Source organism: Aquimarina callyspongiae (assembly GCF_034322225.1).
In the GTDB taxonomy this organism is placed as follows: domain Bacteria; phylum Bacteroidota; class Bacteroidia; order Flavobacteriales; family Flavobacteriaceae; genus Aquimarina.
Genome location: NZ_JAXLPA010000003.1, coordinates 526,119 through 552,061, shown reverse-complemented (window position 1 = coordinate 552,061; position 25,943 = coordinate 526,119). Strand labels below are relative to the sequence as shown.

At 34.6% G+C, this 25,943-nt stretch carries 16 protein-coding genes; 6 read left to right on the top strand and 10 right to left on the bottom strand.

Annotation, left to right across the window (positions count from 1 at the left end; translation table 11 throughout):
• Positions 1–19: 19 nt before the first annotated feature.
• Both U0D62_RS14675 and U0D62_RS14670 read left to right on the top strand, forming a co-directional pair.
• Positions 20–1,363 carry a deoxyguanosinetriphosphate triphosphohydrolase gene (locus tag U0D62_RS14675; RefSeq protein ID WP_322288407.1) on the top strand — a complete coding sequence of 448 codons (1,344 nt, stop codon included), beginning with the start codon at positions 20–22 and terminating at the stop codon, positions 1,361–1,363.
• A gap of 154 nt (positions 1,364–1,517) precedes the next feature.
• Entirely contained in the window at positions 1,518–4,127 is a 2,610-nt protein-coding gene (locus U0D62_RS14670) for a T9SS-dependent M36 family metallopeptidase (RefSeq protein ID WP_322288058.1), read from the top strand.
• Between the two features lie 59 nt (positions 4,128–4,186).
• Here U0D62_RS14670 and U0D62_RS14665 read toward each other — a convergent pair whose 3' ends face one another.
• Positions 4,187–5,959 (bottom strand): 1-deoxy-D-xylulose-5-phosphate synthase, encoded by a 1,773-nt coding sequence (locus U0D62_RS14665; protein ID WP_322288057.1) that lies wholly within the window; start codon positions 5,957–5,959, stop codon positions 4,187–4,189.
• A gap of 100 nt (positions 5,960–6,059) precedes the next feature.
• Here U0D62_RS14665 and U0D62_RS14660 point away from each other — a divergent pair, with 100 nt between their 5' ends.
• Positions 6,060–6,509 carry a nucleoside deaminase gene (locus U0D62_RS14660; RefSeq protein ID WP_322288056.1) on the top strand — a complete coding sequence of 150 codons (450 nt, stop codon included), beginning with the start codon at positions 6,060–6,062 and terminating at the stop codon, positions 6,507–6,509.
• Positions 6,510–6,608: 99 nt separating this feature from the next.
• Positions 6,609–7,382, top strand: coding sequence for a peptidase associated/transthyretin-like domain-containing protein (locus U0D62_RS14655; protein ID WP_322288055.1), 774 nt, complete (start codon positions 6,609–6,611; stop codon positions 7,380–7,382).
• A gap of 53 nt (positions 7,383–7,435) precedes the next feature.
• Here the strand turns inward: U0D62_RS14655 and U0D62_RS14650 are convergent, their stop codons facing one another.
• From U0D62_RS14650 to aspS, 5 genes are all read right to left on the bottom strand, one after another.
• A complete protein-coding gene (locus U0D62_RS14650) occupies positions 7,436–7,633 on the bottom strand; it encodes a cold-shock protein (RefSeq protein ID WP_118459283.1) in 198 nt (65 codons plus the stop codon).
• An 88-nt stretch (positions 7,634–7,721) separates the two neighbouring features.
• Positions 7,722–7,976, bottom strand: a complete 255-nt coding sequence (locus U0D62_RS14645; protein ID WP_322288054.1) for a hypothetical protein — start codon at positions 7,974–7,976, stop codon at positions 7,722–7,724.
• Positions 7,977–7,993: 17 nt separating this feature from the next.
• Positions 7,994–9,784, bottom strand: coding sequence for a chloride channel protein (locus U0D62_RS14640; RefSeq protein ID WP_322288053.1), 1,791 nt, complete (start codon positions 9,782–9,784; stop codon positions 7,994–7,996).
• 227 nt (positions 9,785–10,011) lie between these two features.
• The gene (locus U0D62_RS14635; protein WP_322288052.1) at positions 10,012–12,621 is read right to left on the bottom strand and encodes a T9SS-dependent M36 family metallopeptidase; all 2,610 of its coding nucleotides are present in this window, start codon (positions 12,619–12,621) and stop codon (positions 10,012–10,014) included.
• A 235-nt stretch (positions 12,622–12,856) separates the two neighbouring features.
• A complete protein-coding gene (aspS, locus tag U0D62_RS14630; protein ID WP_322288051.1) occupies positions 12,857–14,605 on the bottom strand; it encodes an aspartate--tRNA ligase in 1,749 nt (582 codons plus the stop codon).
• 241 nt (positions 14,606–14,846) lie between these two features.
• Between aspS and U0D62_RS14625 the strand changes: the two genes are divergently transcribed.
• Positions 14,847–17,780, top strand: coding sequence for a SusC/RagA family TonB-linked outer membrane protein (locus U0D62_RS14625; RefSeq protein WP_322288050.1), 2,934 nt, complete (start codon positions 14,847–14,849; stop codon positions 17,778–17,780).
• A gap of 13 nt (positions 17,781–17,793) precedes the next feature.
• Positions 17,794–19,128 (top strand): RagB/SusD family nutrient uptake outer membrane protein, encoded by a 1,335-nt coding sequence (locus U0D62_RS14620; RefSeq protein WP_322288049.1) that lies wholly within the window; start codon positions 17,794–17,796, stop codon positions 19,126–19,128.
• A gap of 73 nt (positions 19,129–19,201) precedes the next feature.
• On the opposite strand, the gene U0D62_RS14615 is transcribed toward U0D62_RS14620, so the two are convergent.
• From U0D62_RS14615 to U0D62_RS14600, 4 genes are read right to left on the bottom strand one after another with little or no spacing between them, the layout of a single operon-like run.
• Entirely contained in the window at positions 19,202–22,702 is a 3,501-nt protein-coding gene (locus U0D62_RS14615) for an efflux RND transporter permease subunit (protein WP_322288048.1), read from the bottom strand.
• Positions 22,703–22,709: 7 nt separating this feature from the next.
• The gene (locus U0D62_RS14610) at positions 22,710–23,876 is read right to left on the bottom strand and encodes an efflux RND transporter periplasmic adaptor subunit (protein ID WP_322288047.1); all 1,167 of its coding nucleotides are present in this window, start codon (positions 23,874–23,876) and stop codon (positions 22,710–22,712) included.
• A gap of 9 nt (positions 23,877–23,885) precedes the next feature.
• The gene (locus U0D62_RS14605) at positions 23,886–25,244 is read right to left on the bottom strand and encodes a TolC family protein (RefSeq protein ID WP_322288046.1); all 1,359 of its coding nucleotides are present in this window, start codon (positions 25,242–25,244) and stop codon (positions 23,886–23,888) included.
• 3 nt (positions 25,245–25,247) lie between these two features.
• Positions 25,248–25,847 (bottom strand): TetR/AcrR family transcriptional regulator, encoded by a 600-nt coding sequence (locus tag U0D62_RS14600; RefSeq protein ID WP_322288045.1) that lies wholly within the window; start codon positions 25,845–25,847, stop codon positions 25,248–25,250.
• Positions 25,848–25,943 lie beyond the last annotated feature (96 nt).

The following is a 25,943-nucleotide window of genomic DNA, read 5'->3' as shown; positions in this document are numbered from 1 at the left end:
TAGAATTATAACTTTTATGATGAATTGGGAACAACTCCTATCGTTAAAACGATATGGAGATAAGAATAAAAGACTACGCAAAGAACAAGATGAAACGCGATTAGGTTTTGAGGTAGATTATGATAGAATTATATTCTCTTCAGCATTTAGAAGCCTTCAGGATAAAACGCAGGTGATCCCATTATCCAAAACTAGTTTTATACATACTCGGTTGACGCATAGTCTTGAAGTATCAGTTGTAGGACGCTCATTAGGAAGAGTGGTAGGAAAGAAAATTTTAGAAAAACACCCACATCTTTCAGAAATCCATGGATATCGTTTTAACGATTTTGGTGCTATTGTGGCAGCTGCCGCATTAGCTCATGATATAGGTAATCCACCTTTTGGTCATTCTGGAGAAAAAGCGATTGGAGAGTATTTTAAAACAGGTAAAGGAAAACAATATCAGGATCATTTAACACCAAAACAATACCAGGATCTTATAGATTTTGAGGGAAATGCAAATGGGTTTAAAATTCTTACCGAATCTCGTGTAGGGATTGAAGGGGGGCTTAGGTTATCGTATGCTACATTGGGAGCTTTTATGAAATATCCTAAAGAGTCCTTGCCTAAGAAACCTACGCCGCATATTGCCCATAAAAAGTTTGGATATTTTCAAAATGAAAAATCATTCTTTCTTGAAATTGCAGAAGAGATAGGTTTATTAGAAAATAAAGTTAAAAACGAAATCACCTATAATCGACACCCTCTTACTTTTTTGGTAGAAGCAGCAGATGATATTTGTTATACAATTATTGATTTTGAGGATGGAATCAATTTAGGACTTATTGAAGAGGAGTACGCGTTAGAGTACCTAATCAAATTAGTAAAAGATACAATTAATACTTCAAAATATAATAAACTTACAACTACCTCTGATAGGTTGAGTTACTTAAGAGCTCTTGCAATTAATACATTGATTAAAGAGGCCGCAAGTATTTTTATCAAGTATGAAGAAGATATACTATCAGGTAAATTTGATACAGCTTTAATAGATAAAAGTAAATATCAGGCACAGATTAATGATATCCTGAATATTAGCATTTCGAAGATATACCAAAGCCAGGAAGTAATAGAAAAAGAAATTGCTGGATATGAAATTTTAGCTACATTATTAGATCGATATTGTGAAGCTACAGAAAATTTTAATAAAGATAAAAGCTCTAACTATGACAAGCTTATTTTAAAAGCAGAAGGTGATAATTTTGATTATAAAAATGAAAATTTATATCATAGATTGATAAGTATAAGTAATTATGTTGCTAGCCTTACTGACGGTAATGCGTTATTGAAGTTTCAGAAAATTAAGGGATTAAAACTGTGAAATAATTGAAGAATTTGTTGCAAATGGTTCGTTATTAGTTATTTTTGTTAAAAAAACCGTGAATTTTTAAGGGAAATTTCGATCCTAATAATAAGGGCTTACTCGAATTTTCACCTTTTCAATCACACTTCTCAAACTCAATTAAATAATTATTATGAAACAGTTTTATCTCAAACTTTTTATGGTGCTGTTGGGGCTTAACCTAACGTTTGCACAATCTTCAGAGATTGATGTAATCCAGAAGTACCTAGTAGATTCTGGAATGGATGCTAAGGATGTAAATGATCTGAGCATTAAATCACAAGCTTTTTCCAAAAGCATGAATGTTACTACAATGTATGTAGAACAATTGTATCAAGGAATTCCTGTCCGCAATGCAATAGGTAGTTTTGCCTTAAAAGATGGTCAAGTAGTTTCCTATGCAGGTAAATACATACAGAATATTTCTTCAAAAGTTACTACAACATCGACTACTTTGTCTCCAGAAGATGCTATTACCAGCGCTTCTATTGCATTAAATTTGGGAGTGGCAAATGGTGTTGCAATGATTAGTAAAAAAGAAGGAGAAAATAATTCTTTTATTTTCTCAAAAGGAAATATTTCTACAGATGATATTCCTGTAAAATTAGTATATGAACTAAAAGAGGGAAGGTTATTGTTATGTTGGGATCTTAGTATACATACCAAAGATGGAAAGAACTGGTATAGTGTTAGGATAGATGCTAATAATGGTTCTTTACAGAGCCAAAATGATTGGATAATAAGTTGCTCATTTGGAACACATGCTCATAATAATAAAAGAAAAGTAAATAATACTTCTTTATTAGAGTATAAATCAGAAACCCCATCTTTGTTAATGGATCCAGTATACAATGTATACCCTGTTCCGGCTGTAGAAAGCCCTAATCATGGGAGTAGACAATTAGTTTCTGGTACAGAGGATGCTACAGCATCTCCTTTTGGATGGCACGATACTAATGGTGTAGCTGGAGCAGAGGCTACAACGACGCAAGGGAATAATGTTTTAGCTGCTGAAGATTTGGATGGAAATGATGCTCCAGGAAGTCAGCCTGATGGTGGAGCTAATCTTGTATTTGATTATCCATTTGATCCAACTGCGACAATTTCAACATATCAAAATGCTTCGTTAACCAACTTATTTTATGTAAGTAATGTGACTCATGATGTTTGGTATCATTATGGGTTTGATGAAGCTTCAGGAAATTTTCAAGTAAATAATTATGGAAACGGTGGATCAGAATCTGATGAAGTATTAGCAGATGGTCAAGATGGATCTGGTTTCAATAATGCCAATTTCGGAACTCCTCCAGATGGATTTAACCCAAGAATGCAAATGTTTCTATGGAATGTTGAAACATTAGTTTTTACAATAAATAATACAACATTAGCAGGAGAATATGTAGTTACGGATAACACCTTTAATCCAGGTACTCCTGATCCTCCAACATTACCTGATGGAATTACTGCGGATTTAGTATTAGCGATAGACGACAATGCAACTCCAGATCCTAACGATGCCTGTAGTGCTTTGACAAATGCAGCTGATATCAGTGGGAAAATAGCAGTTGTTCGAAGAGGAGAGTGTAATTTTGTAGATAAAGTAATACGATGCCAACAAGCAGGTGCCTTAGCCGTTATAATTGTAAATAATGCTCCAGGAGGTTTTGTTCCTGCTGGGAATGGTCCTGCTAATAGACCGACTATAGGAATTAATCAAGCAGATGGAGAAGCTATTATAACGCAGATGGCTAGTGAGACTGTTAGTGCTACTTTAGCATCTATTCAACCAGAAAATTGGATCGCACAAGCAGATGGTTCTTTTGATAATGGTATTATAGTCCATGAATATGGACATGGGATATCTACTCGTTTATCTGGAGGGGCAGCAACTTCTGGATGTTTATCTGGAGAAGAACAAATGGGAGAAGGTTGGTCTGATTGGTTTGGACTAATGATGACTATCGAAGCAGGAGATACTGGTGCAGATGCAAGAGGTATAGGAACATATGCTATTGGACAACCTGTAACCGGAGGAGGTATTAGACCTTTTCCTTACAGTAATGATATGAATATCAATCCTGTAACATACGGGAGTATTAGTGATGCATCGACTTTTTCTGTTCCTCATGGAGTAGGATCTGTTTGGGGTTCAATTATTTGGGATTTAACCTGGGCATTAATTGATAGAGATGGTTTTGATTCAGATTTATATAATGGTACTGGGGGTAATAACACGGCAATGCAATTAATCATTGATGGTTTAAAACTACAATCTTGTAGTCCTGGTTTTGTGGATGGTCGAGATGGGATTCTTGCAGCGGCAGATTTATTGCCAAATAGTACAGCGAACAAATGTTTGATTTGGGAAGTTTTTGCAAGAAGAGGTGTTGGTTTCAGTGCAGATCAGGGTACTTCAGGAAGTAGATCAGATCAAACAGAAGCATTTGATTTACCTCCAACAGGAACTCTAGACTGTACATTAGGAGTGGATGATGTAAATGCAGGGATCTTCAGTATAACGCCAAACCCTTCAAGAGGAGTATTTAATATTAGAGCATCTCAAAATGTTGGCGATAGTGCGATTTCGATATTTGATATGAATGGTCGTGTTGTATTTAAACAAGATGCTCAGATTGGTAACCTACATAGAGTTGAAACAGATCTTGGATCTGGAATCTACCTGATAAGAATAGAAGCTAAAGATGGATCAGCAATATCTACATCAAAAATAGTAATAAACTAATCTTATTATTAATTTAATCTTATATAAAAGAAGCTGTTTTTTATAACAGCTTCTTTTTTTTATGTAGTATGTTGTAAAATAGTTTTGGCAATTGCAGAAGAAGAAATGCCACATTGATGATATAATTCTTCTGTGGTTCCTTGATGGATGAATTTGTCTGACACGCCTAACATAATAATCTTAATTGTGTGCTGTTGTTGGTTTGCATATTCTAATATTGTGCTACCAAACCCTCCTTTTACAACCCCATCTTCTATGGTTATTACTGTTTGATATTTTTTGAAAATATTGCCAAGTAAATTAGTGTTCAGCGGTTTGATAAACCCAAAATGATAATGACTTATTCTTTCTTCAAGAGTGTTTAATGCGGTAATGACATTATTAGCAATAGTGCCAGTTGAGATAATGGCAATTTGAGAATTATGCTCTTCAAAACAAGTAGCTTTTCCTATTGTTATAGATTTCATTGGTTTTTTCCAATCGATAATAGTGCCTCTACCTCTAGGGTATCGAATAGCTATAGGGTGTTGTAAGCCTTGAGAGGCTGTATAGAGTAGATTTCTAAGTTCTATCTCATTGGCAGGTGCTGCTATGATCATATTCGGGATACAATTTAAATAGGCAATATCAAAAACTCCATGATGTGTGGCTCCATCTGCTCCTACAATACCAGCACGATCAATACAGAAAATTACTGGTAAATTTTGTAAAGCTACATCATGAATGAGTTGGTCATAAGCTCGTTGTAGAAAAGTAGAATAAATTGTACAAAAAGGTACTAATCCCTGTGTTGCCATTCCAGCGGCTAATGTTACAGCGTGTTGCTCTGCGATACCAACATCAAAAGCTCGATCTGGCATTTCATCCATCATGTATTTTAGAGAACTTCCTGTTGGCATAGCGGGAGTAATGCCTACTATTTTTTCATTATTCCTAGCTAATTCTAAAATTGTATATCCAAATACATCTTGAAATTTTGGGGGCAAATCAGTACTATCTTTAGGAATCAAATCACCTGTGGATGCATCAAATTTTCCTGGGGCATGATATTTTACCTGATTTTCTTCAGCTTGTTTTAATCCCTTTCCCTTAGTAGTAATAATATGTAAAAGCTTGGGTCCATTTATAGATTTTAATTTTTCTAAAGTTTTAAGAAGTTTAGGTAAATCATGTCCATCAATAGGTCCAAAGTAATTAAAATTTAAAGCTTCTATGATATTATCGGTTTTTGGCTTAAATCCAACTTTAGCTTTGGTAAGGTATTCTTTTAATGCTCCTACGCTTGGGTCAATTCCTATCGAATTATCATTAAGAATGATTAGCATATTTGCATCAGCGACTCCAGCATGGTTGAGCCCTTCAAATGCCATTCCGCTAGCAATAGATGCATCCCCTATTACAGCGATATGTTGTTTTGATAAATCACCTTTTAGTTTGGAGGCAATAGCCATTCCTAACGTAGCAGAAATAGAAGTCGAAGAGTGCCCAACTCCAAAAGTGTCATATTCACTTTCTGCTCTCTTAGGAAAACCACTGATACCACCTAATTGGCGATTGGTATGAAATACATCTTTTCTTCCCGTAAGAATTTTATGTGGATATGCTTGATGTCCTACATCCCAAACTAATTGATCATTTGGAGTGTCAAAAACATAGTGTAATGCAATAGTAAGTTCTATTACTCCAAGACTAGCTCCAAGATGCCCTTCTTTAGTGGCAACAATATTAATAACAAAATCTCGAAGCTCTTTTGCTAGTGTTGGTAACTGATCAGGAGTAAGTTTACGAAGATCTGAAGGGTATTTAATATCTGATAGTAATGATGCTGACATATCGCAAAAATACCATTTTGTTACGGTTCTCAATAAACTTTTATCGTATTGTAACTATCCAAGTTTTTATTTACTAGTTTTACTTAAAAATAACATTTATATGCTCGATCCGTTTGATGATGCTCATTATATGCGTAAAGCCCTGCAGGAAGCAGAAATGGCATACGAAAAAGGAGAAATTCCTATAGGAGCGATTGTAGTAGTAGCCGATAGAATCATTGCTAGGGCTCATAACCTTACAGAATTATTGAATGATGTTACCGCACACGCAGAGATGCAGGCAATTACAGCTGCAGCAAATTACCTTGGAGGAAAATATCTTAAAGAATGCACCTTGTATGTTACCATAGAACCTTGTCAGATGTGTGCAGGAGCCTTGTTCTGGAGTCAAATAGGGAAAATAGTGTATGGAGCAAGAGATGAACAAAGAGGCTGTATAGCGATGGGTACAAAGTTGCATCCTAAAACAGAAATGACAGGTGGTGTGTTAGAGGAAGAATGTAGTGAGATCTTAAAACGGTTTTTTATTGAAAAACGAAATTTAAATTAAATACAAAAGCGATATTTCTTTAGATTATAACTTCTTTGCATTTGGATTTGCAACTGTCAAATATGACAAACGTCTTTTAAAAGCAAATCAAATAGCTGGATGCATAACATTACTTATTTTTTCTTATTGATAATTACATTTACGGGCTTTGCACAGGAAACTACAATGCTTAAAGGCAGAGTTGTTATGGATACCGTTCAATTTGAAGCCATACATATTATAAACAAAACAAAGAAAATAGGAGTAATCAATGATCAATCGGGGTATTTTGAGATTGCAGCAGAACCAGAAGATACTATTGTTTTTTCATCTGTTCAATATGTGTTAAAAGAATATTTAGTACGTAAGGAAGATCTGGATTCAGGTAATTTTAAAGTTAAATTAGAATACTCTGTTAATCAACTAGACGAAGTAGTTATTTCTCAATATACTTTATCAGGAGAGGTTAAAGGAGATGTAAAACAAATTCCTACTTATGAAGAGAATTTGCCATTATGGAATGCTAAAGAACTTAAACGTCTGGGAGTTGAGAGGCCCGATGATGCCCAGTCATCTGTAAAAAACTACGCTCTTACCGATGAAATGGATGCAACTCCAATGAATATTTTGGGGTTGGTAAAACTAGTAGGAGGAGCTTTTAAAAAGAAAAAAAAGCCAAAAACAACTAGAATTCCCAAAATCACAGAATTATATTCTGAGGATTTTTTGACCAAAGAATTGAGGATACCGGAAACGGAGTATTATAATTTTTTGGACTATGTTAATGAGCAAAATAATACTCGTGAAATTTTAGGGTCAGGAGATGAGTTGAAGATTTTAGAATTTCTATTAGAGCAAAGTCAAACCTTTAGAAAGAAGTATCAAATTGATTAATAAAACAAAAAAGCCCTGCATCGCAGAGCTTTTGAAACTGAGAATATTATATCTTAATCATGGATCACGCGCACTTGTGCAGCGATAATTCCTTTTCTACCTTCTTCTTCTTGATATTCTACTTTGTCACCTTCGTTAAGAGCTTCACCGTTAAGTCCGGAAGCATGAACGAAGATGTCCTTTCCTGTTTCGTCGTTGGTAATAAATCCGTAACCTTTTGATTCATTAAAAAATTTAACTGTTCCTTCCATTGTAATAAATATGATATAATTTAGAACCTAAAGGTAGGTTTAAATATTTTAGGAATCGTTATCAAAATGTGAATATTTTAAAACTATATTAACTTTTTTTGCCTTTTTTTTGATTGAATTCTTTCATTTTTTTAAGGTTTTCCTCAGTAAGCATATAATCCTTTACTTTCTTGTTTTTCCATCTATGGTATATAAATATAGGCATTAGAATAAAGGATGTGGCAAGAATTCCTATTCCAACCCATTTATCTCCAGTATCGTGATTTCCAGTATTTTTAAAATAATACCCAACAGAGATTAGTATGATGATAGTTATAAAAAGTATTCGAATAACGTACTTCATTTTTATTAATGATTAGATTATCTGGTAAAATTAATTAACTTTCTTCGATATGAGGTTAGGAGTTTTGATTTAGAGATAAACCCAAAATATTTACCTTCCCTAATCACAGGTAGATTCCATGCACCTGTGTCCTGAAATTTTTTCATAGTTGTCTTTACATTATCTTCTTCATAAACGATTACAGTAGATATTTCAGATAATAACATGTCTACTGTAGTTTTGTGATATAAAGTGATGTCAAACATAATATCTCTTATGTCATCTAATGAAACTATTCCTATCAAAAGACCGGATTCATCCGTAACTGGAAATAAATTGCGGTTTGATTTTGCGACAGCTTCACTTAAAAGCTGTTTTAAGGTATATTCAGGTTTTATCGCGATAAAATTTGTTTCAATACAGTCCTCAAGATTCATTAGGGTTAGAACTGTTTGATCTTTATCGTGTGTCAATAAATGACCTTGTTCTGCAAGCTCTCGTGTATAGATATTATGTTCGATCCTGTTTTTAGAAATAATAAATGATATTGATGTGGTGATCATAAGCGGCAGAAATAACTCATAACTTGATGTGATTTCTGCTATTAAGAAAATTGAGGTTAGGGGAGCATGCAATACACCAGCTATTAAACCAGCCATTCCAAGTAACGTAAAATTGGCTTCAGAAACTTGAAACCCCAAACCGAGGTTATTAATTATCTTTGATACTACATTGCCTAATGCACTGCCCATCACCATTGTGGGAATAAATACTCCTCCAGATCCACCAGCAGCAAAAGTAGCTGTCATGGCTATAGCTTTAAAAATAGTGATTCCAGCAAGTAGGCCTATTACAACCCAAATATTACTAGTGATACTATCAAAAGGAGTTTTGCCAATGGCAGTAAGGTGATCACCTCGCAATAAATCATTTATAAAACCAAGTCCTTCTCCGTAAAGTGGTGGGATAAAATATAGCATTGTACCAATAGCAAGTCCGCCTATTAATAGTTTGTATATTTTTTTTGAGAATCGATTGAAGAAGTGTTGAATTCCAAAATACATTTTAGTAAAATATATCGATGCAATTGCTGTTCCTATACCCAATAGAATATAAAACGGAACATCATTGAGTTCAAATTTTTCTAAAACTTCGAACCTAAATAATACTTCATCACCCAAAAAGAAATAGGAAGTTATAATTGATGATACAGAAGCAAAAAGAAGAGGTAATAACGATGCTAAAGTAAGATCTAAGCTAAATATCTCTACAGCGAATACTAAACCAGCTAAAGGAGATTTAAATACAGCAGAAATAGCTCCTGCGGATGCACAACCAATTAATAGTATTCTAGTTTTATTATTTACATGAAAGAGAGTGCTTATTCCGGAACTTAGTGCAGAACCAGAACCTACTGCAGGACCTAAAAGTCCAACAGAACCACCAAAACCTACAGTGATTGGAGCCAGAATCAATGGTAAGTATGCATGTAGTGATTTAATTATTCCATTTTTCTTTGAAAGAGAATATAGAATTAACGGAATTGCAGGTCTTACTTCTTTTTTAAATATAAACTTAGTAAATACGTATACGATTAATAAACCGATAACGGGAACTATAAAGTAAAAAGAAGTTTGCCAAGAAAGAATATCACTTTCTAGTACAACTTGAATTAAATGAGTTATGTTTTTTAATAAAACTGAAACTAATCCTGCGGTAAACCCAACAAGTATACTAAGGATAAGAATAAAATTCTTGTTAGAAATATGACGATACCTCCATTTTAAAAACTTGTAGAGTAAGGATTTTTTAGAAGGGCTGTTTTTCATTTAAAGATGAATCATTGGATTAAGTACAAGATAATGAAAAAACAAGTTAAGGCACTAGTATTTTGTATATTCTAAAAAGGTGAAAAAATCAAATCGTAATAGAAAAATAAGCCGTCTAAAAAATCATTATTAATATGTTTTTATAGATGATATTCTGAAAGTAACTTTAACTAATACTTATTCATTGAGAAATAAGTTTTTTGATTTTTTAGATGGCTTACTTATTTTTATTTTACTATTATTTTTGATGTAGATATTGCCGATCCATCCTTAGCTTCTATTCTTATCAGGTAAATTCCTGATCCAAGATTCGTATCAACTCTATGTGTGTTGTCAAGCTGAGCATTTTGCTTAAATACTACACGGCCATTCATATCAAATATTGAAATCGAACTATCACCAACATTTTGAGATGTTCTAATATTAAATACACCACCCCTTGAAGGGTTTGGTGTTATACTGAAAATTCCTGCATTTATATCATCTATTCCCAATGTACAGTCTAAAGTCCCAGTAGGGGGCAAATCAAATGCCTCCACTTGATCAAACCTATTAAAAGAAGACCCTTGATCGGCACTGAAACCAACACCTCTTCTTGCAAAAACTTCCCAAATCAGACATTTGTTAGCTGTACTATTAGGTAATAAATCTGCTGCTGCAAGGATCCCATCTCGCCCATCTACAAAGCCAGGACTACAAGATTGTAGTTTTAGCCCATCAATAACTAATTGCATTGCTAGATTATTACCACCTGTACCGTTATATAAATCTGGGTCAAAACCATCGCGATCAATTAAAGCCCAAGTCATATCCCATAAGATTGATGCCCAGATAGAGCCAATCCCATGTGGTCTTGAGTAATTTACATCATCACTAACATCTGCATAAGTAACTGGATTTATTGACATATCCGTACTATAAGGGTTTGGGCGATTGCCTGGACCTGTAATGGGTTGACCATTTGCAAAAGTTGCTCTTCCACGATAGTCAGTTCCTTGATCCCCTGGTTCAATAGTCATTACAATTCCAAACCAATCAGACCAACCTTCTCCCATTTGTTCATCATTTCCTAAACAACCAGTCAATGTAGGACCTCCAGTTAAACGATTAGATATACCATGCGCATATTCATGAACGACAATACTATTATCAAAACATGAATCGGCATTAGCAATCCAGTTTTCTGGTTGTATTCTGGCAATTGTTGCATTTACGGCGCCATTTGACATTTCGGTGATTATAGCTTCTCCATTGGTTTGATTTATCCCAAATGTAGGTCTATTAGCAGGGCCATTTCCGCCTATAATAAAATCACCAGAATCATTATTTACTATTAGAACGGCTAAAGCCCCAGCTTGTTGACATCTTATTACTTTATCTACAAAGTTACATTCACCTCTTCGCACAACCGCTATTTTTCCACTAATATCTGCTGCATTTGTGAGTGCACTACAAGCATCATTAGGATCTGGAGTTGTATTGTCGTCAATCGCTAGTACTAAATCAGCAGTAATACCATCTGGAAGTGTTGGTGGTTCTGGAGTACCCGGAAAAAAACTGTTGTTAATGATTTCATATTCTCCCGCCAAAGCACCATTATTAATGGTAAATTGTATTGTGGGTTGTGGGTCATATAGAAACATTTGCATCCTTGGATTAGTTCCATCTGGAGGGGTTGCAAAGTTAGCGTTGTTAAAACCAGATCCATCCTGACCATCAGCTAAAACTTCATCATTACCAGCTCCTCCTTTACTGTAATTATTTACTTGAAAATTCCCCGAAGCTTCGTCAAATCCATATTGATACCATATATCATGAGTAACATTATTTGTGTAGAAAAGATTTGTGATAGAAGCATTTTGATATTCACCTGCTGTTGCATTTTGATCATAAGGAAAATCAAACACTAGACTTGAACCACCATCTGGTTGATTTCCGTTGATATTATTGGCATCTAAATCTTCAGAAGCTAATACATTGTTTCCTTGGGTGGTAGTGAATTCAGGTCCAGTAACCCCATCAGTGTCATGCCAACCAAAGGGAGACGCGATTGCATCTTCTTGCCCAGAGATCAATTCTCTATTTCCGTGATTAGGACTTTCAACATCAGGTAATGGTAATACATTATAAGTAGGAGGCATAACCAACGCATTATCTAATAATCTTTTCTCTAAGATAGACGAGTTGCTTGTGTTTTTTTGAGACTGAATAGTTTTAGAGTCAAATGAACAATGTAACACCCAGTCATTTAGACTTTTTAACTCACCACTATTTGCATCTATTCTAACACTATACCAATTTTTACCATTTTTAGTGTAAATGTTTAGATCCCAAGAAAGGATTAATGTGTTTTCAACAACTTCATAAACTAATCTTACGGGTATTTCATTATTAGAAATATTTGTTTTAAAAACAGAAATTGCACCAGAAGATTTTTCTGAAATTTTTTGTAAATTTTGTATTATTTCTAAATCAAGATGAGTCGCGGCGCTCCTTATAGCATCTTCTGGTAGTAACACAGGAGATACCATATTAATTTTTGATGCAATACCATTAATATAAGTTCCTTTAAAAGAAAGTACTTTGCCATTTTTAATAGCAAAACTCCCTATTGCATTGCGAATAGGAATTCCTTTATATTGTTGAAGAACATATAAGGTGTTGACCTGCATGCTTTTAGAGAAAGATTTAGATTGAATTTCTAAATTTTCTATATCCTTACTATCCATGCCAGAGTCGAGTAGATACTTCTGGATTATTTCGATTTCAAGAGATTGCGCAAAGGTCAAATTAAAACCTAGAAAAACGATAAAAAAAATAAAGTAAAATTGTTTCATAATAACCATTTAAATTGGTTTAATAAGTAATTAAAAAGGGAAGAGCGCTTTCTTAATTAGAATTCAGCTCTTCCGTTAAATATTCATTTTGTCAATAAGGGAAACACTTTTTTGAATAGTGATCCTTATTTATTAGTGTCGGAATAGGAGGAAATGTTACCCTGATCGAGAAAGTTATTATGATGTTTTATAACTTGATTTTAGTTTTTTATATAAATAAGGAAAGTTTTTTATCTTACATATCGAGTTTAATATTTAACTCCTTGAGTTGCTCATTATCAATATTTGCTGGAGCATCAATCATGACATCCCGACCACTATTGTTTTTTGGAAAAGCTATAAAATCTCTAATGGTTTCCTGACCGCCCAGAATGGCGACAAGTCTATCAAAGCCAAAAGCAATTCCTCCATGTGGTGGAGCACCGTATTGAAAAGCATCCATTAAGAAACCGAATTGAGCCTTTGCTTCTTCTGGAGTAAACCCTAGATGATCAAACATCAGTGCTTGAGTTTCTTTATCGTGAATACGTATAGAACCTCCACCGATTTCGTTTCCATTTAGAACTAAGTCATAAGCATTAGCACGTACATCTCCTGGTTTGGTGTCTAACAATGCAATATCTTCGGGCTTAGGAGAAGTAAAAGGATGATGCATGGCGTGATAGCGTTCTGTTTCTTCATCCCATTCTAATAATGGAAAATCTACAACCCATAGTGGTGCAAATTCCTCAGGATTTCTTAAGCCAAGACGTTCTGCTAGTTCCATTCTCAAAGCACTTAGTTGAGCTCTTACTTTATTCGTAGCACCAGACAAAACACAAATTAAATCTCCAGGTTGAGCAGCTGTTTCTTTTGCCCAATTTGCTAAATCTTCCTGATCATAGAATTTATCTACAGAAGATTTATAGGAGCCATCCTCATTACATTTTACATAAACCATTCCTAAAGCTCCAACCTGCGGTCGTTTTACCCAATCAATTAATTTATCGATCTCTTTTCGGGTATAAGAAGCTCCACCAGGAACAGCAATTCCTACAACTAATTCTGCATCATTAAAAACTTTAAAATCTTTATGTTGAGCTACGGTATTAAGTTCTCCAAACTCCATCCCAAAACGAATATCTGGTTTGTCATTACCATATTTTTGCATGGCCTCATCATATGTCATTCTAGGAAACTTGTCGAGCTTAACTCCTTTTATTTCCTGTAACAGGTGTCTGGTCAACCCTTCAAAAATGGTAAGAATATCTTCTTGTTCAACAAAAGCCATTTCGCAATCTATTTGCGTAAACTCAGGTTGTCTGTCAGCTCTTAAATCTTCATCTCTAAAACATTTTACAATCTGAAAGTATTTGTCCATACCTCCTACCATCAAGAGTTGCTTGAAGGTTTGAGGAGATTGTGGTAACGCATAGAATTGCCCTTCATTCATACGAGATGGAACCACAAAGTCTCTGGCTCCTTCTGGTGTAGATTTTATTAAGTAAGGAGTTTCTACTTCAACAAAACCTTCTTCAGAAAGATAATTGCGAACTTTCATCCCTACCTGATGACGAAACATTAAACTGTTTTTTACAGGATTTCGACGTATATCCAGGTATCGATATTTCATTCGTATATCTTCACCTCCATCAGTTTCGTCTTCTATAGTGAATGGAGGTACAATAGCTTCATTTAAAATTTCCAATTCTTCTACAAGTATTTCAATATCGCCTGTAGGAATATTTGGATTTTTTGACTCACGCTCTATAATAGTTCCTTTTACTTGAATAACAAATTCACGTCCTAAGGTTTTTGCTTTTTCTACTACTGATGCAGGTGTTCGTTGCTCATCAAATATTAGTTGTGTGATTCCGTATCGATCTCTAAGATCTACCCATATCATAAATCCTTTATCACGAGTTTTTTGAACCCATCCCGAAAGGGTAACATCGGTATTAATATCTGAACTGCGTAATTCTCCGCATGAATGACTTCTGTACATAGTTGTATTGAATTAAGGCTGCAAAAATAAGAAGTTTAATAGAAAAAAGTTAAATTTTACCTGAAATGAAGAATCATTTTTAGAAAATAGGAAAATTCATCAATTTTAACGGAAATACCGTAATTCTAATATGTTTTTAACGCATAGTTGATGTTTTTTACACTAACAATTGTTAGTATTAACATTTTTTTATAATAATCTTTTAATAGATTTAACCAAACAAACATTTAAACAAATCATTATGAAAAGACAAACAAATTATAGCAAGGGGCTTTTGCTATTATTATTTTTTTTTCCGATCGTGCTTTTCGCACAAGAAACGATCACCGGGAAAGTGGTCGTTCAAGGTACCGGAGAACCGGGACCTTTTGTTAACGTTGTAGAAGACGGAACTAGCAATGGAACGGCAAGTGATATTGATGGAAATTTTTCTTTAACAGTTAATAGTTTACCAGTAACGTTAAGGGTATTTGCATTAGGATTTGCAGAAACCAAAGTAACTGTAGAAACTGCAAGTGATGTAACTATAGCAATTGCAGAATCTTCGGAAGCCTTAGAAGAAGTAGTAGTAACTGGTCTAGGGTCGTCTATTAAAAGAAAAAACTTAGCAAATGCTGTCGCTACTGTTTCTTCAGAAGAATTAGTTGGTAATACAGGACAACCAACCGTAGATGGAGCTTTGTATGGTAAGGTTCCTGGTGTTAATATAGTTTCTTCTTCAGGAGCTCCAGGTGGAGGGTTTGCACTTCGTCTTAGAGGGGTTTCGTCGATTAACGGACAAAATCAGCCTTTATTTATTGTAGATGGAGTTTATTATAATAATGATGAAATTCCGACAGGATTAAGAAATGCTTCTGGAGCCAATCGTGGAAACGAAGAAAATTCTGCTAACAGATTATCTGATCTTGATCCAAATGATATTGAAAATATAGAAGTGTTAAAAGGAGCATCGGCTGCTGCTATTTATGGTCAGCGTGCAAGTGCTGGGGTTATTATTATTACTACCAAGAAAGGTAAAGGGGGTAAAACTAAAATTAACTTTAGTCAAGATGTTGGTTTTACAAGAATAGCAAATGCTTTAGGAATGAGGCCTTGGACTGCGCAATCTGTAGAAGATACTTTTGATGCTGCAGAAAGAGTTTTGTTTGAACAAGCTGTTGCTAATGGTGGACTTATTGATTATGAAGATGAAATCTATGGAGAAACAGGTTTTATAACAGAAACAAGATTAAGTGCATCGGGAGGAAACGACAAAACAAAATTTTATGTAGGAGGTTCTTTTAGAGATGAAGAAGGAATTATCAAAAACACTGGATTTGATAGGTTGTCTATTAGAGCTAATATTGATCACCGTATCTCTGATGTTTTTGACTTCTCGATTAACTCTAATTATGTAAAGAGTAACAATAGTAGAAGTTTTACCGGTAATGAGAATGAAGGAGGTTTAAGTTATGGATACACATTAGCTTTTACTCGTCCTTGGATCAATTTGTTTCCGGATGCTAATGGTAATTACCCTAATAATCCAAATTATCCTGGTAATCCTATTTTTGTTAGGGATCAAGCTAGAAATGAAGATGCAACTAATAGATTTCTTCAAGGATATAAAGTAAATACAAAATTATATACTACTGATAACAATAGAGTTAGGTTTCTTGTGAGTGGAGGTTTAGATTATGTAGCTAATGAAACCTTTGTTTATGTTCCTGAAACACATCAGGCTCAAGTAGGTGGTCAAGAAGGATTTATCGCTCAAGGTAAGAATAACATTATACAGTTTAATAATCAAGCAATTTTGATTTGGGATAATACATCTTTAGATGGAGATTTGAATTTAACAACACAGTTAGGTACGGCTTATATCGATATTGAGAGAAATTTTGTTAATAGTCAAGGAGCAGACCTTACTCCTGGTCAGACAAATGTGGATCAATCTGTGAATCAAACAATCAATCAGTTTTTAGCAAAAGAAAGAGATGTTGGATATTTTGGACAGGTAGAAGCAAACTATAAAGACCGGTTTATTGGTACCTTAGGATATCGTTTGGATAAATCTACCAGAAATGGAGATCCAAATGAATTTTATGGCTTCTCGAAAGCTTCATTGGCTGTAAATATTACAAATTTTGATTTTTGGAATTTTGAGCCAATCAATCAATTAAAATTAAGAGCAGCTTATGGTGAAGCAGGAAACCCTGCTACTTTTGGAAATACTTTTACAAGTTTTGTTTCTTCTAACACTGGTGGTAATGGAGGTTCTTCTGTTGCTGGTTTAAGAGGAGATCCAAATATTGAGCCTGAAACATCAAAAGAATTTGAAACAGGTTTTGACATAGGTTTTCTAGATAGTAGAATATCTTTAGAAGCTACTTATTATAATAGAAAAGTTGATGATCTAATCTTAACTAGACAACTTCCTGGTTCTTCTGGATTCACAACAGAAACTACAAACCTTGCTGATTTAACTAATGAAGGTATCGAATTGGCATTAAGAGCTGATGTTTTTGATAATGACGTTATTTATTGGAACACAGGAGTTCAATTCTATTTGAACAGATCAGAAATAACAAGACTGGATGTTCCAGCATTTGCACAACCAGGAGCTGGATTTGGAACCGGGCTTGGAACTTTCTTTATCGAAGAAGGGCAGCCTGTTACTCAGTTAGTTGGAAATATAGATGGGACATTAACTCAAGTAGGAAATGTTGAGCCGGATTTTCAAATGGCTTTTTCAAATCAATTGACATTGTTTAAGCAAATAGATGTGTCTTTCTTATTACAGTGGAAAAAAGGAGGAGAGAATTTAAACTTATCAAGATTCTTAACAGATTTAGGAGGAACGTCTCCAGATCTAGAAACACCAGAAGGTCAAGCTAGATTAGGATCAACAGCTAATGCTCTTCGTTTTGTTGAACCAGCTGGATATGTGAGATTGAGAGAAGCAGCTATTTATTACAGATTTCCATCAGAGATAATAGATGGATTTTTTGGAGAAGATTTACTCGATGGAGTTAAATTCGGAGTGTCTGGTAGAAATATTTTTACAATAACCGACTATAGTAGTTATGATCCTGAAGTATCGGTAAATGGTGGTGCAGGATTGTCAAGTGGAATTGAGGTAACTCCTTTCCCTAGTTCCAGACAGTTTTATTTTCATCTAAATGTTAATTTTTAAGAGAGAAAGAATCATGAAAAAAATATCAAAAATAACTTTAAAAATAACGCTTTTGATGGCTTTCATCATAACAGGATTTACTTCTTGTGATTTTGATGAAGTTTTAGATCCTAATGGTCCTAGTGTTGGTGGAGTAGAAACCGGAGCATCTGTAGATCAGTTAAACGGATTAGTTGTAGCTGTAGAATCAACTTCTAGAAATGGTTTAGGAATAGAAACTACCGCAAGTGGTACTATGGCAAGAGAACTTTATCTGTTTGATGCTGATCCACGTAATACAGGAGATTTATTAGGAAAGAACGGAATTTCACTAGATAATAACTCCTTTTATAGTACTGCACAATGGAATGGTAGTTATCGTTGTATTAAGAATGCTAACGTACTAATTGGAGCGGTGAACAATACAGAAACTGTTACCGAAGAGCAAAGACAGGGATATTTAGGTGTTGCTAAGACATTTATAGCATATGAGTTAATCCAGATAGTAAAGTCTTATGGAACGGCTAGAGTAGATGTTGCAGATCCTGATAATTTAGGCCCTTTATTAGATCTTGGTCAAACATTAGCTGCTGTTAGAACTTTACTAAATGACGCTAGTACTCATTTGAGTAATGCAGGAAGTACTTTTAACTTCCCTCTTAGTAGTGGTTTTGATGGATTTAATACTCCTTCTACTTTTACTCAGTTTAATCGCGCAATTGCTGCGGTTGCTGCGGTTTACGATGGAGATGGATCAGGAGCATTAACGGCTTTAGGAGCTTCTTATTTTGGTTTAGCAGTAGATCTTGAATTAGGACCTAAATATGTTTTTGGATTAGGTGGAGGAGACCAAGCAAATCCTGTTTTTAGGGTGCCTTCAATTTCGGCAGCTGAACCTAATAATGGAGATCAGGTTATTGTGCACGATAGCTGGGTTAATGATGCCGAAGCTGGTGATACAAGGGTAACTTCAAAAACTGCTGTTCGACCATTGCCTACCTCACAAGATGACCTTAATGGTACTAATGAGACGAGATTATATGCTACTAATGTTACTGATATCGATATTATTAGAAATGAAGAGTTGGTGTTAATCTATGCAGAAGCTAGTATTCTTGCTAATAACTTGCAAGATGCAGAAGATGCGCTTAATGTAGTTCGTACTGCTGCAGGTTTAGCTAATTATGCAGGAGCACAAACTGCTGCAGATTTAACTACAGAGATGTTAAATCAAAGAAGATATTCTTTATGGGCAGAAAACCATAGAATGTTTGATTTAAGAAGATATAATCTGTCAAATACATTACCACTTGATAGAGCAGGAGATCAGGTATTTAATACATTGCCTATCCCGTTATCTGAAAATTAATAGAATCTGTCTTTTATAAATAAGAAACGCCGCAATTCTGCGGCGTTTTTTTATGAATAAAACTGTAATTAACTTATGTGGCAGGAACAGGAATTACTGTTGCTTTTGCTACTTTTTTTCTATTGAACCTAACCTTTACTCGATGTACAATAAAGAATAGACAAGGAACGATAATTAAAGTCAAGAATGTAGCTATAATCAACCCATAGATTACGGTCCAGGCTAATGGTCCCCAGAAAATAACATTGTCTCCACCCAAATAAATTTTAGGATCTCCTGTGCTAAACAAGGAGAAGAAATCCAGGTTGAAACCGATAGCTAGCGGAATCAGTCCAAGTACTGTGGTAATTGCTGTTAACAATACAGGTCGTAAACGGGCTCTACCACCTCTGATAATGATTTTCATAACTTCATCATTAGGTAATATCTCATTTTCTGGTACATCTAATTCAACCTTTTTTCTGTCGATCAATAGTTGTGTATAATCTAATAATACCACTCCATTGTTTACTACGATCCCCGCAAGAGATATAATACCCATCATTGTCATCATGATTACAAAAGAAGCTCCGGTAGTCAATATTCCTCCAAACACACCAATAAAACTTAAGAAGATTGCAATCATAATAATGGTAGGTTTAGAGATAGAACTAAATTGAAAAACTAATAGTAGCATAATCAATCCAAGCCCGGCAAAGAAAGCACCCATTAAAAATGCCATTTGTTTACCTTGCTCTTCTATTTGTCCGGTATAATCAATTTTTACACGTCTAGGTAATTTTTCAAAACCAGCCATCTCTGTTTGAATTTGAGACACAATTGCTCCAGCATCTGTAAAACCTGGTTGCAAACCTGAATAAACAGTTACCACTCTTTTGGTATCATTATGCTTTATAGCACTAAAAGAAGAGGTGTTTTTTTGCGAGGCTACTGCAGAAACTGGTATTTCTTTTAATTGACCACTTGCCTGATCTCTAAAAGTGACATTTTGATTAAATAAAGCGCTAGTATTATATCTATTTTCTTCATTAAATCGAACATAGATGTCATAATCTTCTCCATCTTTTTTATACACACCTGCTTTTTCTCCAAATATAGATCGTCTCAGTTGATTGCCTACCTGACCCGCAGCAACACCAAGTTCTCCAGCTTTTTCTCTGTCAACAACTACTTGCATTGCAGGTTTTCCTTTATTGACATCGATCTTTAATTCTTCGATCCCAGGAATATTCTTTTCATTGATGAAGTTTCGCATTTTTTCTGCAATACTTATCAACTCATCATAATCTGGTCCTTCGATTTCAATATTGATAGGGTATCCTGCAGGAGGTCCTACAGCATCTTTTTCAACAGAGATTGCTACACCAGGATAAATACCCTTGACTGATTCCTGAACTTGTTGACGTAGGATTTCAGAATCTTTGCCATTTCTGTATTTATATTCTCGCATAGTAGCTGTAATCTTTGCTCTATGTGGCATTTCTGCATTACTACCACCATCGGTTTGAGGATTTCCGGCGCCTTCACCAACCTGAGATACTGCAGATTCTACTAAGAAATTATGATTATCACCTTCTATATATTCAGAATCATTTACCACAGCATACACTCTTTGTTCAATATCCTTGGTGATGGCATTGGTTTTTTCAATGTCTGTTCCTTGCGGATATTCTACATATACTATAATCTGATTAGGTTTATTATCAGGGAAAAATTCTACTTTGGTACGTTGACTAGCAATAGACCCAAAAAACATAACAAACACAATGATTAATAAAGCTCCTGTTCCAAACACAAATCCGTAGACTTTCCATCCTTTTAAGGCAAAGGATAAAAAACGTTGATATCTGTTTTCTAACCAAACCAGAATTCTTCTTTGAAAGAAATTTGCAGCTCCTTTAAGTACATATCTATATATCCAAAACATGATAGCGGTAACAATCATTAAACTACCAAGTCCTCGAACTTGTCCTCCAAAAATCAGTATAAATGTACCAACTCCTCCTAAAATTATACTCAGGCGTATCAATTGTTTAGGAGTCAAAACTTTTTCGCCAGTTTCCATGAATTGTGAAACTAACATAGAATTGATAAAGATCGCAACAAAAAGTGATGAACCTAATACGACAGATAATGTAATAGGGAAATAGATCATAAATTGCCCCATAACTCCGGGCCACATACCTAAAGGTACAAAGGCAGCAACAGTAGTTGCGGTAGAAATAATGATAGGGAAGGCGATTTCTCCAATCCCTTTTTTGGCAGCTTCGATACGAGACATACCTTCTTCTTCCATCAATCGGAATACGTTTTCGACAACAACAATACCATTATCTACAAGCATTCCTAATCCCATAATCAGCGCAAATAGAATCATTGTATTCATTGTATATCCAAGTGCTGATAAGATCATAAAGGACATAAACATAGACATGGGTATTGCGAATCCTACGAATAATGCGTTTCTGAATCCTAAGAAGAACATTAATACTCCTACTACCAGGATAATACCAAAAATGATATTGTTTACCAGATCACTTACCTGATTTTCGGTTTTAGCAGATTGATCGTTAGCAACACTGATTTCCAGATCCTTTGGAAATACATTTTCTTCGGCATCTTCAAGAATAACATTAATTTTTTCAACTGCTTCGATCATGTTTTTACCAGATCGTTTTTTTACATCTAACATCACCACACTTTTACCATATTCTCTGGCATAAGTAGTTTTGTCTTCTTCTTTAAAAGTTACTTTGGCAATATCTCGTAAATAAACGGCTCCATTTTGAGACTTAACTACAAAGTCATCTAATTGAGAAGGGCGATTGATCTCTCCAAGAATTCTTATAGTACGGCGTTGTCCACTTGTAATCATGTTTCCGGCAGACATAGTCATGTTTCCGTTACGGATAGTGTTGATTACATCATCAAAACTAACCTTGGCAGCCATCATTTTATAGATATCTACAGCAACTTCAACTTCTTTTTCTTGAGCTCCACGGATATCTGCTTTTTTAATTTCGGGAAGATCTCCTATTTCATCCTCAAGATACTCTGCATACTCTTTTAATTTTTCAACAGGATAATCTCCGGTAATATTGATGTTCATAATCGGAGTTTCCTCAGAAATACTAAGATCAAAAACATTAGGTTCTACTTTAGCACCATTAAATGTAGGCCAATCTTCATTGGCTTTCTCAGAATCTACTTCATCTTTTACCTTTTGCTTAGCTTCGGGCACAGAAAGCTCTTCGTCAAATTCTACGGTAATGATACCATAATCTTCTTGAGAAGTAGAGAGGATTTCGACTACATTACTTACATTTTTAAGTTTATCTTCTAATGGATCTATGATCAATCTTTCGATATCTTCTGAAGTATTTCCGGGATAAGGAATACTTATGTAAATTTTGGTTTCATTAATTTCAGGAAAGTTTTCTCTAGGCATAGAGAAATATGCAGATAATCCCAAAACCAGAATAATCCCCATCATTACATAGACGGTAGTTTTGTTGTCTATCGCCCAGGAAGATAATCTAAATTCCTTATCTACTTTTTTCTTATTGTTATTCATAGGGAGCTTAGTTTATAATTTCTACATTTTGACCATCTCTTACACTTCTGGCACCTTCGCTAATAAGTGCATCGCCATTTTTAATTCCGTTAAGAATTTCTATAAGATCACCTTGAGTTTTTCCGGTTTCTACGATAACTCTTTTTGCTTGTGCTACATTTTGAGCATCTTTTTCTGAGGTTACATAGGTATACTGGTCACCATTAGAATTTTCAGAAAGAATATTTTGAGGAATCAGAATTGCTTTTTCATTAGTGTAATCATTAATCTTAACCTTGGCTGTAAGGTTAGGCTTTATAATTCTATCCTTATTAGGAACTTCTATTTCTACTTTAAAAGATCTGTTATTAGGATTGATATAATTACCTACCTGTCTTATCTTAGTTTCTACGGTTTTACCTAATACAGGAAAATATACTTCTACCTTTTTACCATTTGTGATGCTGGTTACATAGCTCTCTGGTACTTCGGTTTCTATATACATATTTGTAAGATTGACCACTCGAATCAATTGGGTCTGACTAGGTGCTACTACGCTTCCTTGTTCTGCAATTACATCGTCTACTATTCCTGAGAATGGTGATGTTACAGTAGTTTTGGCCAATTGTCTTTTAATTTGGTTAACAGCATTCTCTTGAGCTTCATAATTCGCTTTTGCTTGCAAGTATTGAATTTCAGATCCTATTTTCTGTTCCCATAATCTTTTTTGACGATCAAAAGTGGTTTTCGCTAGTTGTGCTTGTACCTCTAACTGCGATAATTGTTGGCTTAATCCACCATCATCAATTCTGGCAAGTAATTGTCCTTTTGATACACGTTGACCTTCTTTTACATATACATTGGTCAGAACACCACCCATCTCTGGATATAATACAATGTTTTGCTTAGTTTCTACGCTACCCTGAAGTTCAAGATAGTGATTGAAAATAGTGTCTTTGGCGGTAATTGTAGTTACCAGAGGAAGTTTTTTTATTGTATCAAGAGAGGCTATAGCTTCATCTAATTGACTTAATTGATCAGCAATGGTTTGCTGTTCTGCCACGATCTCTGTTCTTTTGGTTCGTAAAGCATCAAGATTACCTTCTTCTATAATTGTATCTATAGACTTCGTTTTATTTTGTCCACAAGAAATGATGAGAAGTGATCCGGATAATATGATAAGTATCTTTTTCATGGGTGTGGTTTAATTATTTGGTGTGTTTAAAATCGTTTCTAATTCGGCTTTCTTGTTTATGATCTCAAGCATAGCTTGAAGAACCTCTTGTTGCGAGGAGTACAGTTGTAACTGTGCTTGTCTGAGCTCAAAACTGGTGGCTAGACCTTCCGAATACTTTATTTGGTTTTTATTTTCAATACGTTCTGCTAGTGATAAATTCTGTTTAATTGTTTCAAAATTTTCTAATGATAATTGGTAATCACTAATGGCGGTATTATAACTGAGTTCTATTCTTTGTTGAGTTTCTATAAAAGAAGTATTTGCTTGCTCAAATGCTATTCTAGCTTGTTGGGTTTTTGCACTTCTTCCTAAAGAACTAAAAATAGGGATATTAAGGCTTACTCCTAGTACAGAAGATTGAAACCATTGTTGGTCACTATCTAAAAAAGTAAAAGAATTGCTATTTGCTTGAGTTCCATAATTTACAAATGCAGATAGCGAAGGTAATGCCTTGCTTTTTTCAAGTTTTAGCTCTAATCTTCTTTGCTCAGTAAGTAGGTAACCTAATCTATAATCAATATTATTTTCGGCTACAAAAGGTTTGGCTATAATAGATTGATCTGTATTTTTAACGGTTAGGCTTTCTAAATTATTTGATAGAACTGTATCAGAGTTTACATCAACACCAATAGTAAGATTGAACATCTCTAAGGCAATTTTTGATAATCTTTCAGCATTATTAAGCTGGTTGGTGATCTGTAGTAGTGTTATTTGTATTTGTTCTACATCTTCTTCTTCATTAAGACCGTTTTCAAAAATCTTTTTAGTTTCATCAAAATTCTTTTGAAGTGCAGCTTTATTATTCTGAAGAATTTTTACACTCTCTTGTGCCACTAAAACACTTCCATAAGCATTAATAACACTTTTACGAACTTCGAGTTGTACTTTTTCTTCAGAGTCATCGCTGTACTGTAAAAAACTTTTAGCGGCTTCTAATCCTACAAGGTATGATCCATCAAAAATGAGCTGCCTCAATGTTGCGGTAATAGATGCTTGTTGCTTAGTACCAAAAACAACGGGAGTAAAAGTTCCTGGTTCTCCTCCTGTAAATTCTCCAGGTATAAATGATACTGGTTGTTTAAGTTGATTTTGGTAATCAGCTACTGCGCTGATTTGTGGAAGTCCGGTGGCTGTTGTTTCCCACTTCCTCTTTATAGCCTTAGCTACATCACGTCTGGCATTAATTGATTGATAACTGTTTTCTAAAGCAAATTCAATTGCTTCGTCCAACGTAAATGAATATTGCGAAGAAACTGGTGTTTCCTGGGCAAAAGCAAATACGGTGAATAGGCTGTAGAAACATAAAGACCAAAGGTTGTTTCTCATAATTTACTGCTCTTTAATAAGTTTATTTAATATGTTAAGTCCTTTTTCTGTAGCGATACCTCGAACGTGGTATTCGAGATAATCTTCCATTAGTTTTGTAATAGGAAAAAATTGCATCGGAAACATGAGTTGATCTTTAATTCCGACCATTCCTATGTAATATAATCTTGAAATTACTTCGACATTAATATTGTCTCTAAAAACTCCTTTCTGAATACCTCTTTTCAGATTTTCAATGACACACTCTTGCATTACATCAAATTGTTTTCCTTTAAGAGTGCTATGTATTTTTGGGTAATATTTCTGAAGTTGATATTGCGGAGCGGTTTTTTCGTTTTTGAGATGAAACATTACGAATGCCTTGATGGCATACAACTCTTCGATAGGTTCATTCTTTTCACTTAAAATGTCGTCAATACCGTTAGAAATTTTACAAAAAATGTAATTGGTAGTAGCTTCTACCAACTTTGTTTTATTCTGAAAATGAGTATAAATGGTTTTTTTAGAAATTCCCATTTCAGAGGCGAGATCATCCATTGTCACACTCTTAAACCCAAGGTTTAAAAACATGTCATTAGCTCGCTCAATTATTTTCTCTTTCATTATGGGTTAAATAAATTCGGTGCAAATGTATAACAGGAAACTTTAAAAACAATAAAAGTTTCCTAAGTTTCACAATTATTTAACATAGGAAATAAA

Coding starts and splice junctions, on each gene's coding strand:
- U0D62_RS14675 (WP_322288407.1), top strand. CDS start 20: ATGAATTGGGAACAACTCCTATCGTTAAAACGATATGGAGATAAGAAT.
- U0D62_RS14670 (WP_322288058.1), top strand. CDS start 1,518: ATGAAACAGTTTTATCTCAAACTTTTTATGGTGCTGTTGGGGCTTAAC.
- U0D62_RS14665 (WP_322288057.1), bottom strand. CDS start 5,959: ATGTCAGCATCATTACTATCAGATATTAAATACCCTTCAGATCTTCGT.
- U0D62_RS14660 (WP_322288056.1), top strand. CDS start 6,060: ATGCTCGATCCGTTTGATGATGCTCATTATATGCGTAAAGCCCTGCAG.
- U0D62_RS14655 (WP_322288055.1), top strand. CDS start 6,609: ATGCATAACATTACTTATTTTTTCTTATTGATAATTACATTTACGGGC.
- U0D62_RS14650 (WP_118459283.1), bottom strand. CDS start 7,633: ATGGAAGGAACAGTTAAATTTTTTAATGAATCAAAAGGTTACGGATTT.
- U0D62_RS14645 (WP_322288054.1), bottom strand. CDS start 7,976: ATGAAGTACGTTATTCGAATACTTTTTATAACTATCATCATACTAATC.
- U0D62_RS14640 (WP_322288053.1), bottom strand. CDS start 9,784: ATGAAAAACAGCCCTTCTAAAAAATCCTTACTCTACAAGTTTTTAAAA.
- U0D62_RS14635 (WP_322288052.1), bottom strand. CDS start 12,621: ATGAAACAATTTTACTTTATTTTTTTTATCGTTTTTCTAGGTTTTAAT.
- aspS (WP_322288051.1), bottom strand. CDS start 14,605: ATGTACAGAAGTCATTCATGCGGAGAATTACGCAGTTCAGATATTAAT.
- U0D62_RS14625 (WP_322288050.1), top strand. CDS start 14,847: ATGAAAAGACAAACAAATTATAGCAAGGGGCTTTTGCTATTATTATTT.
- U0D62_RS14620 (WP_322288049.1), top strand. CDS start 17,794: ATGAAAAAAATATCAAAAATAACTTTAAAAATAACGCTTTTGATGGCT.
- U0D62_RS14615 (WP_322288048.1), bottom strand. CDS start 22,702: ATGAATAACAATAAGAAAAAAGTAGATAAGGAATTTAGATTATCTTCC.
- U0D62_RS14610 (WP_322288047.1), bottom strand. CDS start 23,876: ATGAAAAAGATACTTATCATATTATCCGGATCACTTCTCATCATTTCT.
- U0D62_RS14605 (WP_322288046.1), bottom strand. CDS start 25,244: ATGAGAAACAACCTTTGGTCTTTATGTTTCTACAGCCTATTCACCGTA.
- U0D62_RS14600 (WP_322288045.1), bottom strand. CDS start 25,847: ATGAAAGAGAAAATAATTGAGCGAGCTAATGACATGTTTTTAAACCTT.